The 15,437-nt window shown below is 73.9% G+C and carries 14 protein-coding genes and 1 tRNA gene; 7 read left to right on the forward strand and 8 right to left on the reverse strand.

Annotated features, from left to right (window positions below; genetic code table 11):
• Nucleotides 1-46: 46 nt before the first annotated feature.
• Nucleotides 47-1,024 (reverse strand): carbohydrate ABC transporter permease, encoded by a 978-nt coding sequence (locus tag ACFWI8_RS34640; protein WP_387099747.1) that lies wholly within the window; start codon nt 1,022-1,024, stop codon nt 47-49.
• Nucleotides 1,021-2,304, reverse strand: coding sequence for an ABC transporter substrate-binding protein (locus ACFWI8_RS34645; protein ID WP_387099749.1), 1,284 nt, complete (start codon nt 2,302-2,304; stop codon nt 1,021-1,023). Before ACFWI8_RS34645 ends, ACFWI8_RS34640 begins: the two co-directional genes overlap by 4 nt.
• Before the next feature lie 262 nt (nt 2,305-2,566).
• Between ACFWI8_RS34645 and ACFWI8_RS34650 the strand changes: the two genes are divergently transcribed.
• From ACFWI8_RS34650 to ACFWI8_RS34660, 3 genes are read left to right on the forward strand one after another with little or no spacing between them, the layout of a single operon-like run.
• Entirely contained in the window at nt 2,567-3,589 is a 1,023-nt protein-coding gene (locus tag ACFWI8_RS34650) for a sugar-binding transcriptional regulator (RefSeq protein ID WP_387099752.1), read from the forward strand.
• Nucleotides 3,586-5,160 (forward strand): DUF4038 domain-containing protein, encoded by a 1,575-nt coding sequence (locus ACFWI8_RS34655; protein ID WP_387099754.1) that lies wholly within the window; start codon nt 3,586-3,588, stop codon nt 5,158-5,160. The genes ACFWI8_RS34650 and ACFWI8_RS34655 overlap by 4 nt, the downstream gene beginning before the upstream one ends.
• 47 nt (nt 5,161-5,207) lie before the next feature.
• Nucleotides 5,208-5,525 carry a hypothetical protein gene (locus tag ACFWI8_RS34660; RefSeq protein ID WP_387099757.1) on the forward strand — a complete coding sequence of 106 codons (318 nt, stop codon included), beginning with the start codon at nt 5,208-5,210 and terminating at the stop codon, nt 5,523-5,525.
• A gap of 49 nt (nt 5,526-5,574) precedes the next feature.
• On the opposite strand, the gene ACFWI8_RS34665 is transcribed toward ACFWI8_RS34660, so the two are convergent.
• The 3 genes from ACFWI8_RS34665 to ACFWI8_RS34675 form a co-directional block, all read right to left on the reverse strand.
• Nucleotides 5,575-5,991, reverse strand: coding sequence for an SgcJ/EcaC family oxidoreductase (locus ACFWI8_RS34665; RefSeq protein WP_387099760.1), 417 nt, complete (start codon nt 5,989-5,991; stop codon nt 5,575-5,577).
• A gap of 43 nt (nt 5,992-6,034) precedes the next feature.
• Nucleotides 6,035-6,565: a hypothetical protein gene (locus ACFWI8_RS34670; RefSeq protein ID WP_387099763.1), complete on the reverse strand. Its 531-nt coding sequence runs from the start codon at nt 6,563-6,565 to the stop codon at nt 6,035-6,037.
• A 157-nt stretch (nt 6,566-6,722) separates the two neighbouring features.
• A tRNA-Val gene (locus ACFWI8_RS34675) sits at nt 6,723-6,794 on the reverse strand.
• Between the two features lie 189 nt (nt 6,795-6,983).
• Between ACFWI8_RS34675 and ACFWI8_RS34680 the strand changes: the two genes are divergently transcribed.
• The 3 genes from ACFWI8_RS34680 to ACFWI8_RS34690 all read left to right on the forward strand — a co-directional run bounded on the left by ACFWI8_RS34680 (nt 6,984) and on the right by ACFWI8_RS34690 (nt 9,928).
• Nucleotides 6,984-7,766 (forward strand): hypothetical protein, encoded by a 783-nt coding sequence (locus ACFWI8_RS34680; protein ID WP_387099766.1) that lies wholly within the window; start codon nt 6,984-6,986, stop codon nt 7,764-7,766.
• Between the two features lie 66 nt (nt 7,767-7,832).
• Nucleotides 7,833-9,161, forward strand: a complete 1,329-nt coding sequence (locus ACFWI8_RS34685; protein ID WP_387099768.1) for a hypothetical protein — start codon at nt 7,833-7,835, stop codon at nt 9,159-9,161.
• 74 nt (nt 9,162-9,235) lie between these two features.
• The gene (locus ACFWI8_RS34690) at nt 9,236-9,928 is read left to right on the forward strand and encodes a DUF4383 domain-containing protein (protein WP_387099770.1); all 693 of its coding nucleotides are present in this window, start codon (nt 9,236-9,238) and stop codon (nt 9,926-9,928) included.
• On the opposite strand, the gene ACFWI8_RS34695 is transcribed toward ACFWI8_RS34690, so the two are convergent.
• Genes ACFWI8_RS34695 through ACFWI8_RS34705 form a run of 3 tightly spaced genes read right to left on the reverse strand, consistent with a single transcriptional unit; the run spans nt 9,925 to nt 14,365 of the window.
• Complete coding sequence (locus ACFWI8_RS34695) at nt 9,925-10,782, reverse strand: HAD family hydrolase (RefSeq protein ID WP_387099773.1); 858 nt, start codon at nt 10,780-10,782, stop codon at nt 9,925-9,927. The two genes, ACFWI8_RS34690 and ACFWI8_RS34695, sit on opposite strands and share 4 nt — an antisense overlap.
• Nucleotides 10,779-13,199, reverse strand: a complete 2,421-nt coding sequence (locus tag ACFWI8_RS34700) for a phosphoribosyltransferase (protein WP_387099776.1) — start codon at nt 13,197-13,199, stop codon at nt 10,779-10,781. The genes ACFWI8_RS34695 and ACFWI8_RS34700 overlap by 4 nt, the downstream gene beginning before the upstream one ends.
• Nucleotides 13,196-14,365 (reverse strand): HpcH/HpaI aldolase/citrate lyase family protein, encoded by a 1,170-nt coding sequence (locus ACFWI8_RS34705; RefSeq protein WP_387099779.1) that lies wholly within the window; start codon nt 14,363-14,365, stop codon nt 13,196-13,198. Before ACFWI8_RS34705 ends, ACFWI8_RS34700 begins: the two co-directional genes overlap by 4 nt.
• 114 nt (nt 14,366-14,479) lie before the next feature.
• Here ACFWI8_RS34705 and ACFWI8_RS34710 point away from each other — a divergent pair, with 114 nt between their 5' ends.
• Nucleotides 14,480-15,127 carry a TerD family protein gene (locus ACFWI8_RS34710; RefSeq protein ID WP_387099782.1) on the forward strand — a complete coding sequence of 216 codons (648 nt, stop codon included), beginning with the start codon at nt 14,480-14,482 and terminating at the stop codon, nt 15,125-15,127.
• Nucleotides 15,128-15,437 lie beyond the last annotated feature (310 nt).

Genomic DNA, 15,437 nt, shown 5'->3' on the forward strand with positions numbered 1-15,437 from the left:
CAACGTCCTGTGGGCCATGATCCGTGACGGAGCGTGCTATCACGCTTCATCCCCCGTCACGGCTGCGGCTTGACAACACGATTGGGATGTCCTTCGTCTGCGAGAGCACATAGGGGATGCCGACGAACACGGCGACCAGGGTGATGACGACAGCGATCGCGGCGCCGTAGCCCGACTGGTAGTACTGGAAGACGTTGAAGTACATCCAGGTGCCGAGGACCTGGGTGGAGCGCCCGGGGCCGCCGTAGGTGAGGGCGTAGATCAGGTCGAAGACCTTGAACGACTCGATCAGCGACAGCGCGAGCACGATGTGGTTGGTGGGCCGCAGCCCCGGCAGGGTCACGTGGCGGAAGCGCTGCCAGGCGTTGGCGCCGTCCATCGCGGCCGACTCGTGGAGTTCCCTGGGGATGCCCTGGAGGGCGGCCAGGTAGAGCAGCAGCGGGAAGCCGGTGCGCACCCAGACGGCCGGGACCATGGTGGCCCACAGGGCGGTGGAGTCGTCGCCGAGCCAGGCGTGGGTGAGGGATTCGAGGCCCAGGGTGGTCAGGGCCTCGTTGATCGCGCCGTCGGTGGGGTTGTACAGCCAGCCCCAGATGGTGGCCACCGAGACCAGCGGCAGGACGGCGGGCGCGTAGAAGACGGTGCGGAGGAACGAACGGCCGCGCACCAGGCGGCTGTTGAGGGCGAGCGCCAGGGCGAGGCCGAGCAGCATCGGCAGCAGGATGGTGACGAGGGTCCACAGCAGGTTGTTGCGGACGGCGGTGCCGATGACCGGGTCGTCGGCCAGGTGCCGGTAGTTGTCGAGGCCGACGAACTCCTTGTCGGGGGTGATGCCGTCCCAGGAGGTGAGGCTGAGGTACACCGACTGGAGCGCCGGGTAGACGAGGAAGCCGGTGTACACGAGCAGCGCGGGCGCCGCGTAGGCCCAGGCGCTCGGCCGGTGGCGGCGGCGCGGGGGCGGGGTGGTGGTGAGGCGTGGGGTCCTGGCCGGTCGGGCGGCCTCGGCGGGGATGGCGGTCGTCATCGGACCTGGCCCTCCTTCCAGGTGGTGACGGCGTCCTGCATCCGTGCGGCGGCGTCCCGCGGCGAGACGTTGTCCTGGGCGATGTCGCTCTGGATCTGGAAGTAGGCGTCGGACACGTCCTTGGGGAACGCCTGGTCCTGGATCACGTAGTGCGGGTGCCGGCGGCCGAGTTCGAGCCACCGGGCGTTGAGGGGGAGCTCTCCCGGGTCGGGGGCGAGATCCCTGAGCGGGGTGCGGAAGCCGGCGAAGGTCTCCTGTGCGGGCGGGGTGAGCAGGAAGTCGAAGAGTCGGGCGGCGTTCCCCCCGTTGGGGGACGCCCTGGAGAGGAAGAAGCCCTCGGTCCAGCCGGAGGTGCGGACCACGTCGTGGCCGGTGGGCAGGACGAAGGTGCCGAAGAGCTCGGGGTCGAGTCCCGAGGCGTTGTTGGTGTACTCCTGCCACTGGCCGGTGATCAGGAAGGCGCCGGTGCCCTGGGTGAGGTAGGAGTCGGCGACGTCCGGCGTGATGCCGAGGAAGCCCTCCGGGACCCATTTGCGCTCCACCCACTTCCGGAAGAGCCCGAAGGCGTCCCGGACCTCGGCGCGGTCCCAGCTGGCCTCGCCCACCAGCAGCCGGTCGTGCAGCTCGGGCCCGGCGGTGATCTCCAGGAGGTACTCGAAGAGGCGCATGGGGTCCCAGCCGTAGACGCCGCCGGTGGCGAGCGGCACCACGCCGCTGGCCACGATCCGGTCGCAGGCGTCCTCCAACTCGTCGTAGCTGGCGGGGACGGAGACGCCCGCCCGTTCGAAGAGGTCGGTGCGGTACCAGCAGCCGAGGTTGGCGATCACGCCGGGCAGGCCGTAGCGGTGGCCGTCGAACGTCATGTCCCGCACGGCGGCCGGGTTCAGCAGCTCGTCCCAGCCGTGCCGGGCGTAGACCTCGTCGAGGGCGGCTATCTGGCCGGCGTCGATGAACGGCGCGGCGATCTGGCCGCCCCACATCATGAACAGGTCAGGCGGGCGGGCGCCCAGCATCTGGGTGCGCACCTTGTCGGGGAAGAGCGCCGCGCCGCTGCCCGGCAGCGTGTCGTGCCGGACGGTGACGCCGGACTCGTCGCGGAAGGAGTCCAGCACCTGGTCGAGCAGCGGGGCCTGGGTGGCGTCGAGGTAGGTGAAGAGGGAGAGCCGGTCGGGCGACGCCTGGAGCCTGCCGCCGCCGCAGGCGGTCAGCCCGCCGGCCGTGCCGAGGGCCGCGGCCAGGGCGGCGGCGCCGCTGAGGAACCGCCTGCGGTCCATGGTCATGCGCCGACCTCCTGAATATTAATTCAGTCACTTGTTGTTTATGACGAGTGAGGGGACCGTAGGATCGCCCGACGAGACATGTCAAGACCGTTGCGCGGAGATTCCCGCGCGGGTCGATTCCGGTTGAAAGCCCCCAATAAGCCCGTGCATCCGAGGGCTTGACGGGAGGGCGCGACGTGCAGGAGCATCCCCGCTGAACCCTGGAGATAGATATGGATGATCCGAATGGATATTCATCTTGCCGACGCCTAGGGTGCCCGACGTGCCCGACCCTCCCCGGATACCCGGCGACATGTCCGTCGCCAAACTGCGCCAGCTGGTGCGCGTGGCGCGCATGTACCACGAACGCGGCCTGCGCCAGACCCGGATCGCCGAGCTGCTCGGCCTCACCCAGGCCGGGGTCTCCCGGATGCTGCGCACCGCCGCCGCCCTGGGCGTGGTCCGCACGGTGGTGGTGGCGCCGGCCGGCATCCACAGCGACCTCGAGGACGCCGTCGCCGAACGGTACCGGCTCGCCGAGGTGGTGGTCGTCGACGGCGACGACCTGGTGGACGATCCACCGAGCCTGATGCGCGCCCTCGGCGGCGCCGCCGCCGGCTTCCTGGAGACGGCGTTCAGGGCCGGCGAGGTGATCGGTGTCTCGACGTGGAGCGAGACGCTGCTGGCCGCCGTCGACGCGATGCGGCCCGGCGTCCGGAGGCCCGCCGCCGCCAGGGTCGTTCAACTGATGGGCGGGGTCGGCGACGCGCACAGCCAGGTGCAGGCCACCAGGCTCACCGCCCGGCTCGCCGAACTGACGGGCGCCACGCCGCTGTTCGTCCGCGCCCCGGGCCTGGTCGGCTCGGCCGGCGCCCGGCTCTCGCTGCTCGGCGACGCCTCGGTGCGCGAGGTCGGCCAGGCATGGCAGGAGTTGACGTCGGTCCTGGTCGGCGTCGGCAGCCTCGAACCGTCCCCACTGCTGCGGCTGAGCGGCAACGCGGTGGCCGAGGAGGAGCTGGTCGGGCTGCGCGGCCTCGGCGCGGTGGGCGACATCTGCCAGCGCTTCTTCGACGAGCACGGCGTGCACGTGGACGCCGGCCTCGGCGAGCGGACCGTCGGCGTCTCCGTCGACCAGCTGCGCGCCGTGCCGCGCCGCATCGCCGTCGCCGGCGGCCCCCGCAAGTACCAGGCGGTGCGTGCCGCGGTGCGCGGCCGGTGGATCACCGCGCTCGTCACCGACACCTCCATCGCGCGCCGGCTGCTCGACGAACCCGGAACCACCGAGGAAGGAACCCCCGCACCGTGAGGACATCCCCCTGGCAGCGCGCCGAGTTCACGCTGACCGCCGAGTGGGACCATCCCGCCCCCTACGCCGGGGTCGCGGTCTGGGCCGAGTTCACCCATGACTCGGGCACGACCCTGCGCCGCCCGGCCTTCTGGGACGGCGGCCGCACCTGGCGGATCCGGTTCGCCTCCCCGCTGGCCGGCGGTCGTTGGCGCTGGCGCACCGCGGCCGACGTCGACGACCCGGGCCTGGTCGGCCGCACCGGCGAGCTGACCGTCGCCGACGAGCCCGCCGGCGGGAACCCGTTCCGCGTCCACGGCTTCTGGCGGATGTCGCCCGGCGGGCGCAGCCTGGTGCACGCCGACGGCACCCCGGCGCTGCTGGTCGGCGACACCGCCTGGGGTCTGCCATGGCGCGCCACCGAGGAGCAGGTCCGGGTCTACGCCGCGGACCGGGCCGAAAAGGGGTTCAACGCGGCGCTGCTGATGAGCGTCCAACCCGACATGGACGCGCGCGGCCCCCGGGACCGCACCGCAGACGAGGGCTTCGACGTCGCCTTCGAGGACCTGCCCGACGGCCACCTCGACGACCTCGTCCCCGCCTACTTCCAACACCTGGACCGGCTGCTCGGCGTCCTCGACGAGCACGGCGTCGTCCCCGTGCTCCAGCCGGTCTTCCACGGCTTCGGTTGGAAGGGCCTGCGGGCGGCGGGCCCCGTGGTGCCGCCCGCCGAGTACGCCCGCTACTGCCGCTACCTGGTGGCCCGCTACGGCGCCGACCCCGTGGTCTACCTGGTCGGTGCCGACGGTGGTGGCCACGAGCCCGGGATCGAGGCCGGCGGGCGGGAGATCGAGGAGTGGGACGCCTACGGCCAGCCGTGCGGGATCCACTACCGCCCGCACTCCCGCGCCGACGCGCACCAGGACGCGCCCTGGCTCGACTTCCAGTGGTGCCAGACCGGACACCGCGGCGAGCACGTGCCGGAGCGGGTCGCCGACATGTGGCGCAACGAGCCGGTGCGGGCGGTCGCCAACGGCGAGCCGACCTACGAGCACTCCGGCCGACGCGGCAAGGGCGAGGGCTGGTGGCAGGGGCACGAGGCGTGGAGCAACCTGTGCGCGGGCGGCACCATGGGCGTGGTCTACGGCGCGGGCAGCCTGTGGCAGTGGGTGCTGCGGCCCGGCGAACCGGGGCACGAGCCGTTCTTCGTGGCGGAGGGCGCGGGTTGGCGGGAGGCCCTGGACTTCGAGGGCTCGCGCTACGTCGGCCTCGTCTCCCGGATCCTGGCCGGGCTGCCGACCACCGACATGGCCCCCAGTTGGGACCTGACCCTGGCACCGCGCGGGCTGCTGGTGCCGGGACGCCTCTACGTCAGCTACGGCGAGCACGGTGGCGACCTGCGCGTCGCGCCCTGGGCCGGGGAGGCGATCCCGCTCCCCTACCGGGTGGTCGACCCCCGCACCGGCGAGATCACCGGATCCGGCGTGCGGGAGAACCACCAGGCCCCCGTGCCGGATCCGGGCGGCGCGCCCCGGGTCTACCTCTGCCACGCGGGCTGGGCGGAGAGCGAGAGGCACGCGTCACGGTCGTGAGCCCCCGCCCAACGGGAGGGCACGTTCCCACACCTAGAATCGAACACATGACCGATCCGCAGCCGCCGAGCGACCTGCCCGCGCTCCGGGCGCTCGCCGCGTGGCTGCAGCACTGGCTGAACGACGTGCGCCAAGCGGTCGCCGACGCCGAGCGGGCGGCGGCCGCCGAGGCCCGCCGGCCACGCTGGTGGGTGCGGTGGCAGCGCCGCCCACCCGGCGCCCCCCGGCGCGGCATCCTCCACGAGGAGGGCTGTTGGCACCCCGGCGCCCCCGACCTGGACGCCGCCGCCCTCCGCCGACTGCTCGCGGAACACGGCGACCGCGTCGCCGCCTGCGAGGTCTGCCGCCCGTCACCCCCCGAATGACGGGCGGCCACTTCGCCAGGGCCACCGCGGCCCGCCCCGACCCGGTCCGCTACCCGTCGATCACCTCCGTGTTCTGGGAGGCGACCAGCCGCCACCGCCCGTCCTCCTTGGCCATCACGTACATGGGGCTGGTGGCGTTGCCCAGCGGCTCGCCGTCCGGCGTGCGGTACTGCCCCCGCACCTTGACCGCCGCCACATCCGGCCGGATGAAGAGCACGTGCTCCACCTCGTAGGTCACGGTGGACTCCCGCATCGCGCCCGGCAACACCTGATGGGTGAAGTCCGAGATCGCCTCCCGGCCGAACAGTCGCCTGCCGTGCGCCGTCGTCCAGATCGCGTCCTCCCGGAACAGCCCGAGGAACTCCTCCGGCAGCTCGTTCTGTTGCGAGTGCTCGAGCACCGTCACCACCTGCCGGATGGCCGCGATCTCCGCCTCGTCCGCCTCGCGCGTCTCTGCTGCGTTCATGCGGACATCCTGAGACCTCAAGTTTCCTTGAGGTCAAGTCGGCTCAGCGCACCGCGATGCCGATGAACTCGATCTCGTCGACGCCACCGGGCGAACCGACCAGGACCGTCGAGCCCGTCCTCGGCCCCTGGTACCCGCTGTTCGACATCTCCACCTCGGCGGTGATCACGCCGGTGGTGACGGAGAGCTCGACGGCCCGAACACCACGGCCCGCCGTGGTGGAGCCGATCTGGATCCGCCCCCACTCGGTGCTCGAACACTGCCAGGCCTGCCAGCCGCTGACCGCCAGGTTGGCCCGGGCGCAGAGGGTGCCCACGTTCGCGGCGCTCAACTGGAGCGCCTGGACACTGAAACCGGGAAGGCCGGCACCGATCCCGTTGCACCACTCGTCGGCCTCCCACCCGACGGACTCCACATACGCCCGGTAGCAGATCTGGGGATGCTCGTCCGCGGCCGCGCCGGTGGACGCGGCGGACGCCTGAGCGGTGAGCGGCCCGCCCATGAGCAGCAGCACGGCGGCCGACACGAGCGCGGCCGGTCGCCGCGGTAAGGAACGGGCACTACGTCCGGGCATGCGGATCTCCCTCGTTCGGGACGGATGTCCGCCATGCACTACCCGCACGCCATCGCACAGATGCGCGGCGCGTCCACACCCCCACACGGGACCGTCACGATTCCGCCACCGCGCGCCCGCCCGAGGGCGGGCGCCGGGGCCGCCGGTCACCCACGGGTGGGTGCAGACGGGTTCGAACCGCCGACATCCGCCTTGTAAGGGCGGCGCTCTACCGCTGAGCTATGCACCCCGGGAATGAGGCAACAGCCTACATGCCCGCGCCGTCCGCCCATAAAGGGCGGCTTACGGGGGACAGCCCCACCCCGGAGGCGGTGGGTCGCCGGATTCCCGGTCCTGGGGCGGGACTTCTAGCGTCGGGTCATCGTCACGAACCACCGCCCACCGGAGCCGCCCGGGGGCAGGAGACCGGAGAAGACCCATGAGCCGAAGCACCGCCGCCGCCCGTCGCGCCCTGCTGGCCGCCGCCGGCGTTCTCGTGGCCGGCGCCGCCCTGAGCGGGTGCCTGGTGGAGGAGACGCACGACGGCTCGCCCGAGGAGCGGGCGTTCCCGCTGGCCGGGGACACGCTGACCGTGGACACCGACAACAGCCGGATCGTGCTGGTGCCGGACGCCTCGCCGGCCGGGGAGGTGGCGGTGACCAGGACGTTCGAGGCACGGCGGATGACCGGGACCACGGACGTCGAGTGGTCGATGGAGGACGACACGCTCCGGCTGCGCGTCGTCTGCGAGGGCATCGTCGTGGAGTGCGACGCCCGGCACGAGATACGGGTGCCGTCGGGGGTGGCCGTCACGCTGGAGGGGCGGAACGGTGGCGTGGAGGCCGCCGGCTTCGACACGGCGCTCGACCTCACCACCCGCAACGGTGCCATCACCGTGCGGGACACGTCCGCGCCGCTGTCCCTGGAGACCAGCAACGGCCGGATCAGCGCCACCGGCGTCACCTCGCCCGAGATCGTCGCCAGGACCCACAACGGCGGGATGACGCTGACCCTCGACGCCGCGCCCCGGCGGGTCGAGACCGTCTCGGACAACGGCGGCACGACCGTCGAGGTGCCGGATGACGGCACCGCCTACCGGGTGGCGACCGAGACGGACAGGGGGGACGTGGACGTCGACGTGGCGCGGGACGACGCCGCGTCCGCCGTCATCGACGCCCGCAGCCACAACGGGGGGATCACCCTGCGCACCACCTCCCGCTGATCCCCGGGCCGGGTGGGAGAATGGCTCTCACACGGATCGGCCGGTCGGCGGCGGGGAGAGGGAGACGTGAGGGCGAGGCGTTCCAGGAGCCAACTCGGACTGTCCCTGACGTTGCCCCTGCTGTTCGCCGCCGCGCTGCCGGCCGCCTTCACCGGCGGCGGCTCCCGGCCGTGGTGGGGGCGGGGCCGCGTCGAGGACCTGCGGACGGCGGCCCAGGGCGCCAAGGACGCGGCGGCCGCCGCGTTCTACGAGCTCGACATGGCCCAGCGCGACCTGGAGATCGCGCTGGAGACCATCGGCGCCGCCGACGACTCGCCGGCGGCGGCCAGGGCGGCCGCCGACTTCGCCGCGTTCGGGGAGCGCATCGACCAGGTCAGCCACCACTACATCGCCACCGTCGACGCCCACGACCTGGACGCCGAGGGCCTCGACGCCGGCGCCGCCGACCGGGCGCGGGCCGCGCTGCTGATGGCGCAGAGCGAGCTGCAGAAGGTGAAGGCCGACCTCGACACGTTCGCGGCCCGGATCGCGCCGCTCCAGGAGCGGGCCGCCTCCCAGCTGGCGCAGGTGACGCCGGCCGTGGAGCGCGCCAGGGAGGCGCTGCGCACCGCGACCGCCGCGCTCGACGAGGCACGCGCCGCCGGCTTCGGCGCCGACGAGCTGGCCACCTCGCTGGCCGCGCTCGCGCCCGAACTGCGGCTGCTCAACGAGGGCGCCGGCCGGCACGGCGTCAAGCCCACGATCCGCCGCGCCGAGGACGTGCGCCGGCGGGCCGGCGCCATCGCCGCCGAGGCGGCCCGGCTGCCGCGGCTCGCCGCCGAGCTCGACCGGCGGCTCTCCTCGCTGCGCACCCGCGCCGAGGCCATCACCACCAGGGCCGGCAAGGTGGAGCCGGTGCTGAGCGAGCTGCGCCGCCGGTTCGCCGTCGCCTGCTGGCAGGACCTACAGCGGGTGCCCGAGCAGGCCGCCGACGCGGTGCGCCGGGCCGAGCAGCTGCTGGTCGAGGCGCGTCGGGCGCGCGACGAGCAGCGGTTCGACGCCGCCACGGCCACGCTGACCAGCGTGCAGGCGCTGCTCGGCCGCACCGACGAGGCGGTCTCCGAGCCGGGCGAGCGGCTGCGCCGGCTGAACGAGGTGTCGTTCGACCCGAAGCGGGAGATCGAGCGGACCCGGTTCGTGATCAGGGACGCCCAGCGGCTCGCGATGGTGGGCCGGTCGATCCCGGAACCGCGGCACGCGCGGCCGTTGGACGCCGCCGTCGAGCGTCTCGACCGGGCGGTCGCCGAGTTGGAGGCCGGTGGGCGGCACCCCGACTACTGGCGGTTCCTGACGGAGACGGAGGCCGTGCGGTCCACGGTGGCCACCGTGGTCGAGGAGATGCGCGCCGGCCGCTGACGGCGGGGGTTGGGGCCGCCGGGGGCGGGTACCCGGGGCTCCGTCGTCTCACGAACGCGTCCAGGAGGTCGACGATGCGTGGCCCACTCGACACGCGCGGCGAGCCGCGGCTGCCCCACGGCGGGCCGCGTTCGCTCATGCGGCACCCCGTTCTCGACGAGCGGCAGCCCGCCCACCACCGGCTGAGCCTAGTCTACCGGGTGGGTGCCGGGCTGATGGGCATCGGGTTCGTGATCTTCGGCATGTTCGGCCTGTTCTCCAACGTCGGCTTCTTCGGCACCGGCAACAACGCCGTGATCGGCCTGAACAGCAACGGCGCGCTGAGCTGGCTGTCGATCGCGGTGGGGCTGCTGCTCTTCGCCGGCATGGTCAAGGGAGGCCACTTCGCCTCCAACCTGAACCTGGTGCTCGGCGTGCTGTTCGTGCTCAGCGGCTTCGTGAACCTGGCGATCCTGCGCACCGGGCTCAACTTCCTGAACTTCCGCATCCAGAACGTGATCTTCAGCTTCGTGGTCGGCCTGGTGCTGCTGGCGTTCGGCACGTACGGGCGGTTCAGCGGCCGGCTGCCGCACGACAACCCGTACTGGCGGGCGCGGCACCCGAGGACCGCCCGGGGCATGACCGCGCGGGAGCGGGAGGTGGAGCGCCGCCGCCTGGAGCTCAACGACGCCCTGGTGCGGGAGCGCGAGCTGAAGGAACGCGCGGAGCGGGAGCGGGAGGAACGGGAACGGGAGGAGGAGGAAAGGGCGCGGCGCAGGGCGGCTTAGCGCCCTCCCCCGGTGGTGGCACGCGCGGCGGTGCGGAGGGCCCGCAGGATCTCCTCGCCGCCGCGCACGCCCGTCGTCGCCAGGGCCGTCACGCCGGGCGCCGACCAGCCGGCGTCGGCCAGCTCACCGTGCCCGGGCCGCCAGCCGCGGTCCGCAGCCAGCAGCAGGTCGGCGTCGAGCAGCGAGTCGCCGGCGGACAGCACCCGGCCGGCGCCGGTGCGGCGCACGACCTCGGCCACCGCCGCCGACTTGGTCAGCGGGCGCGGCACCGCGTACAGCTTGCGGCCCTGGAGCGAGACGGACCAGCCGCGTGGCTCGGCCCACTCCGCGAGGTCCTTCGCCCACGTCTCGGGCAGCAGCGCCCGGTCCACCACCAGGTAGGTGAAGAGCTCCTCGGCGTCCCGCTCGTTCAGCAGCCACGCCGGGTCGGCGGAGCGCCGCAGGTGGTCCCTGACCTCGGCGAGCGGGGCGCAGTCGGCGGCCAGGGCGCGCCGCACGGTGGCGTGCCAGTCGTGGTCCGTGGCACCGTCCACCAGCAGGTGGCCGCCGTTGGCGCAGATCGCGTACCGGGGCGGCGGCCCCGGGAGGCTGATCCGCCGGTACTGCTCGCGGGTCCTGGTGGTGGTCGGCACGAAGACCACGCCCGCCTCCGCGGCCAGCTCGGCGAGCAGCCCGGCGGCCGTCTCGGTGAGGAACGACTGCGGCCTTGACCGGTAGGTCTCCACGCACAGCAGCCGGGGCGCCTCGTGGTCGGGCACGTCGTCGAGGGCGAGCGCCGCGGCCGAGTAGATCAGCGTGCGGTCCAGGTCGCTCGCGACGACGGTCGTGGTGGCCGTCGGGGACGTCGTGGTCATCGCGCGGCCTTCCCGTCGGCGCCGGTGGCGCCCCTGGTGTAGCGGGGGTGGATCAGACCCACGCAACTGTAGGGCAGCTCGTCGACCTCCTCGACCGGCACCCCACGCTGCTCCGCGAGCAGCCTGATGTGGTCCAGGTCGGCGCCCGCGCCGCGCCTGGCCAGGATCCGCCAGGGCACGCGGCGCAGCAGCACCCGGGTGGTCTCGCCGACGCCGGGCTTGACGAGGTTGACATCGCCGATGCCGTACTCCTCGCTGATCCGCTCCACGGCCCGCCAGCCGACCCAGTCCGGGGTGCGGTCGGCGGCCAGCAGGGCGGCGGTGTCGGCGGCCACGCCGGCGGCCAGCGCCGGGTCGGCGAAGTGGCCGGCGACGGTGTCGAGGAAGTGGCCGGAGAGGTCGGCGTCGGCCAGCTCGCGGTAGTGCTTGGCGCCGTGGAAGTCGTCAGGGCCGACCAGGTCGGCGCGCAGCACGGTCCGCGATATCAGCCCGGAGACGGTGGAGTTGAGGCAGGCGGAGGGGATCAGGAAGTCCTCGCGGGTGCCGTAGGTGGTGACGCAGCCACCGGGGTCGGCCAGCACCGCGAGGTCGGCCGAGAAGCCGGCGAACGGCTCGACGGCGGCGGCCAGTTCGCGGGTGATGGCGCCCTTGCCCGTCCAGCCGTCGACGAAGACGACGTCGGCCGGGTCGTGGTGGGCGGCGAGCCAGCGCAGCGCGGTGGCGTCGATGCCCTGCCCGCGCACGATGGAGATCGCGTAGTGCGGCAGGTCGACGCCGTGCGCCCGCTGGGCCCAGCGGCGCATCAGGATGCCGACGGGGGTGCCGGCGCGGGCCAGCGACACCAGCACCGGCGGGTGGCCAGGGCGGCCGCGCTCGGCGAGCACCGCCTCGGTGACGGTGCCCACGGCGCGCGCCACCCGGCGGGCCGAGGCGGCGAGCGCGGCGTGGAAGAGCCGCTGGTAGTCGGGGCTCGGCTGGTACTCGACGGGCAGCGACTCGGCGTAGTGCGCGCCGCCCGACTGGATGGCCTCCTCGCGCTCCTCGGCCGGGGCCTCCAGGGTGACCTCGGAGAGGTCCTGGAGCAGCCAGCCGACCTCCTCGGCCGCGTAGGAGCCGAACGCCGGGCCGCGCAGCGGCTCGGCGAGCCGCCGGTCGGGCACGACGGCGAGCAGCGGGCACGGGGTGAGCTCGGCGAGCCGCGCCAGCAGGCCGCCGGGGGCGTGCAGCGCCTCGGTGTCGCCTGCGACATCGGTGACCAGCAGGATCGCGTCCCAGGCGCGGCCGGCGACGTTGTAGGCGTAGCGGGGTCCCGGGCCGTCGGCCGGGTCGTCGTGGGAGGGGAAGGTGAGCCGGCTGCGGATGGCGTAGCCGGGGTCGTCGACGGGCAGCACCGGGGAGCGGGTGGTGGTGGAGAACAGCACCTCGGGGCCCTCGTCGCCCAGCAGCTCGGCCGTGGCCTCGGCGAGCCGCAGCGGCACGTACATCAGCTCCTCGGTGCCGAGGACCAGCACCCGGCGGGCGCCGGCCGGCAGCGCGGCGGCGACCCGGGCGGCCAACGCCGGCAGCGCGGCCTCGAGGCGCCGGCGGTGGGCCGGGGTGAAGCCGTGCCGGCCGCCGTCCGGCAGGCCGGCCGGCCAGTCGAGCTCGACCCGCGCCACGGGCGCGGCCGGCGGCGCCTCGGCCGCCGGGGCGCCGGCGGCCTCGAACTCGGCGACCAGCGCGGCGCCACGCGTCAGCACGTCCGCGGGCAGCGACACCCGGCCGCCGGCCAGCGACACCACGTCGACGACCGCGCCGAGCTCGGCCGCGAACTTGGCCAGCGCCGCCCGGTCGGCCTCGGTCCGCATGTCGACGAGGGTGGCCACCACGTAGCGCTGCCGGGGCGCGTCGCGGTGCAGCGCGGCGACCGTGTTGCGGACGGTGCGGCCGGTGGACAGCTCGTCGTCGACCAGCACCAGCGGCCCGCCGCCGGCGAGCAGCGCCGGGTCGGTGGGCAGCAGCAGGTGTGAGGTGTGGTGGCTGTGCTCCTCCTCGAAGCCGCCGACCGGGGCGACGCCCGGCACCGGCCGGCGGGTGGAGTGCAGGTAGGCGGCGGCGCCGAGCCCGTCGGCGACGCTGTGGCCGAGTCCGGTGGCGGTCTCCGCGTAACCGAGCACCACGGCCCTGGCCGCCTCCTCGGCGCCCAGCGCCTCGCGCACCCGGCGGCCGAGCTCAAGGCCCGTGCCGTGCACGGTGGCCGGGCGCTGCGGCACGTGCTTGCCGAGCACGGAGGAGACCAGCAGGTGGGAACGCTTCGGGTTGCGGCGCAGCGCGAGGCCGAGCAGTTCCCTGGTGCCCTCACCCTCGAGCCGCACGCCGAGCCGCCGGGTGACCCAGTCCCCCGCCCATATGTCCGTGTCCAGGTGGGTGTCGCTCATGCCGCCACCCCGATGCCGGCCGCCAGCAGGTCCACGAAGTCCACGCCCTCCCTGGCGACGCCGAACACCTCGGCGCGCTGGAGGGTGCGGGCGGCCCAGGCGCGGTGCGGCTTCACCTCGTTCATCTTGTTGGTGTAGGCGGAGCGCAGCACCCCGCCGCCCTCGGGTCCTGCGCCGACGATGTCGACCGCGTCGCTGTACTCCTCGTGGCTGACCACGGACAGCGCGTGCACCGGCGCGACGTGCGAGGGGTGGATGCAGGTCTTGCCCAACAGGCCGTTGGCACGGTCGAGTTCGATCTCCTGGAGCAGGCTGTCCATGTCGTGCTCGATCAGCCGGGCGCGGAGCTCCTCGGCGCGGCCGCTGAACGGGCTGTTGCGCAGCTGGGGCTTGAACATGCGCTCCTGGGCGCGGAAGTACTCCCAGACCGGCCCGGTGACGGTGTAGCCGGTGCCGTCGGCGCGGCCGAAGACGTTGACGACGTCGGCGATCACGGAGGCGACCAGGTGCACGTCGTAGGCCGTCATGTCGGGGCTGCGGCGCAGCCCGTAGGCGGAGCAGAAGTCGGTGACGCCGAGCCGGACGGCGGGTATGCGCTCGCGGTACTTGTCGACGACGAGGGCCGCGGCACGCAGTCCTTCGGCGCGGGTCTCCAGGTGCAGCAGCTCGGGCGACTCAAGCACCGGCATGGCCAGCAGCCGCCGGCCGCACATGACCTCGGCGCCGGTCAGCGCCTCCAGGAACGCCGGCCCGGAGGTGGCGGTGAACTTCGGCAGCACGAAGCCGGTGAGCAGCCGGATCGCCGGACCGAGGCGGCGGGTGAGATCGGTGATCTGCTCGGGGACGCGCACCCGGACGAACAGCAGCGGCAGCGCGTCCTCCGGCTCGGACAGCAGCTTGTGGAACTGCCGCACCAGGTTCTCCTCGGCGCCCTCCACCTCCGCGTCGCTGATCGAGTCCTCCAGGCACAGCACCATCGACACGACGCCGGCGTCGGCCTGCTTTCGGACGTCGGCGGCCAGCCTGGGGCGGGTGGCCGGGCAGTAGAGCGTGGCGCCGAGGGCGACGCCCAACGTCCTGACGGGGGAGGCCGGCCCGAAATCGGCGGGCTCCCGGTGAAACAGCGCGCGACGTTGCGCAGGCGTGAGGTGCCTGTAATGCCGCATGGATCTCCCCGGATTTTGGCAGCGGTTCCGGCCGCCCCGCTGGCTTACCGGATCCCCTCGCAATCGTAAGCGCGACATTGTTTCGTTGGTGTGGCGGAAGGCAGGATTCCTGCTATGACGCAGGCACTGGAGAGAGGGGCGACAATTCACCTGCCCGTCGCCTCATTGCGAGCCGTGTTGCGGTGGAAACCCACCGGGACGTCGGGGAGCTCTGATACCCCGGACACCCCCGATATCGATCTCTCGGCCCTGCTGCTCGGCCCCGGTGGGCGCGTACGCACGGAGGGTGACTTCGTCTTCTACAACCAGCCGCGCCATCCGACGGGCCTGGTGCGGCGGCTGCCGAAGCGGCGGGAGGCGGCCGGCCTGCGGGACTCCGTCGAGGCCGACCTGGGCCGGCTCGACGCCGGCGTGACGCGGGTGGTGCTGGCGGCCTCGTCGGACGCCGGCGGCTTCCGCGTGGCGGAGAGCGCCCCCCGGCTGCTCCTCCAGGACGCGGCGACCGCGCCGGGCGCGACGGCCGGGCTCGCGCTGCTGCGGTTGGCTCCCGCCGTGGGGGAGACGGCGCTGGTCTGCGGGTTCTTCGGGCGCACGGCGGCGGGCTGGGAGTTCCACGCGGTCGGCCGCGGCTACGCGGGCGGTCTTGTCGCGCTGGCGGCGGACTTCGGCGTCACCGCGGCGCGGCGGCACGCCGCGCCGCCCCAGCCGGACCCGTCGTTCACGCTCCCCCCGCAGGGCCCGCAGTTCCTCCCCCGCGCCTGACTCGACGACCACGGCGGTTTCCCCCCACCCACCCGCCCTTCCCGCTGCGCGGGGGCCGGCCGCCGCGCGGTGCGCGGTCCGGCGCTTCGCGCCGGGTTTTGTCCCCCACCCACCCGCCCTCTTCGCGCTCCGCGTGGTGAGCGGCCCGGCCGGGCCGAGGGCCTGCGGCGGCTACGCCGCCGGGGGCTTGGACGCTTCGCGCCGGGATGTTCCCCACCCACCCGCCCTTTTCGCGCGCTGCGCGCGGGGGCCTGACCGCGCTGCGCGCGGTACAAGGCCCGGCAGGGCCGAGGGCCCGGCAGGGCCGAGG

This window comes from Streptomyces sp. NPDC127098 (assembly GCF_042722465.1).
In the GTDB taxonomy this organism is placed as follows: Bacteria; Actinomycetota; Actinomycetes; order Streptomycetales; family Streptomycetaceae; genus Streptomyces; species Streptomyces millisiae.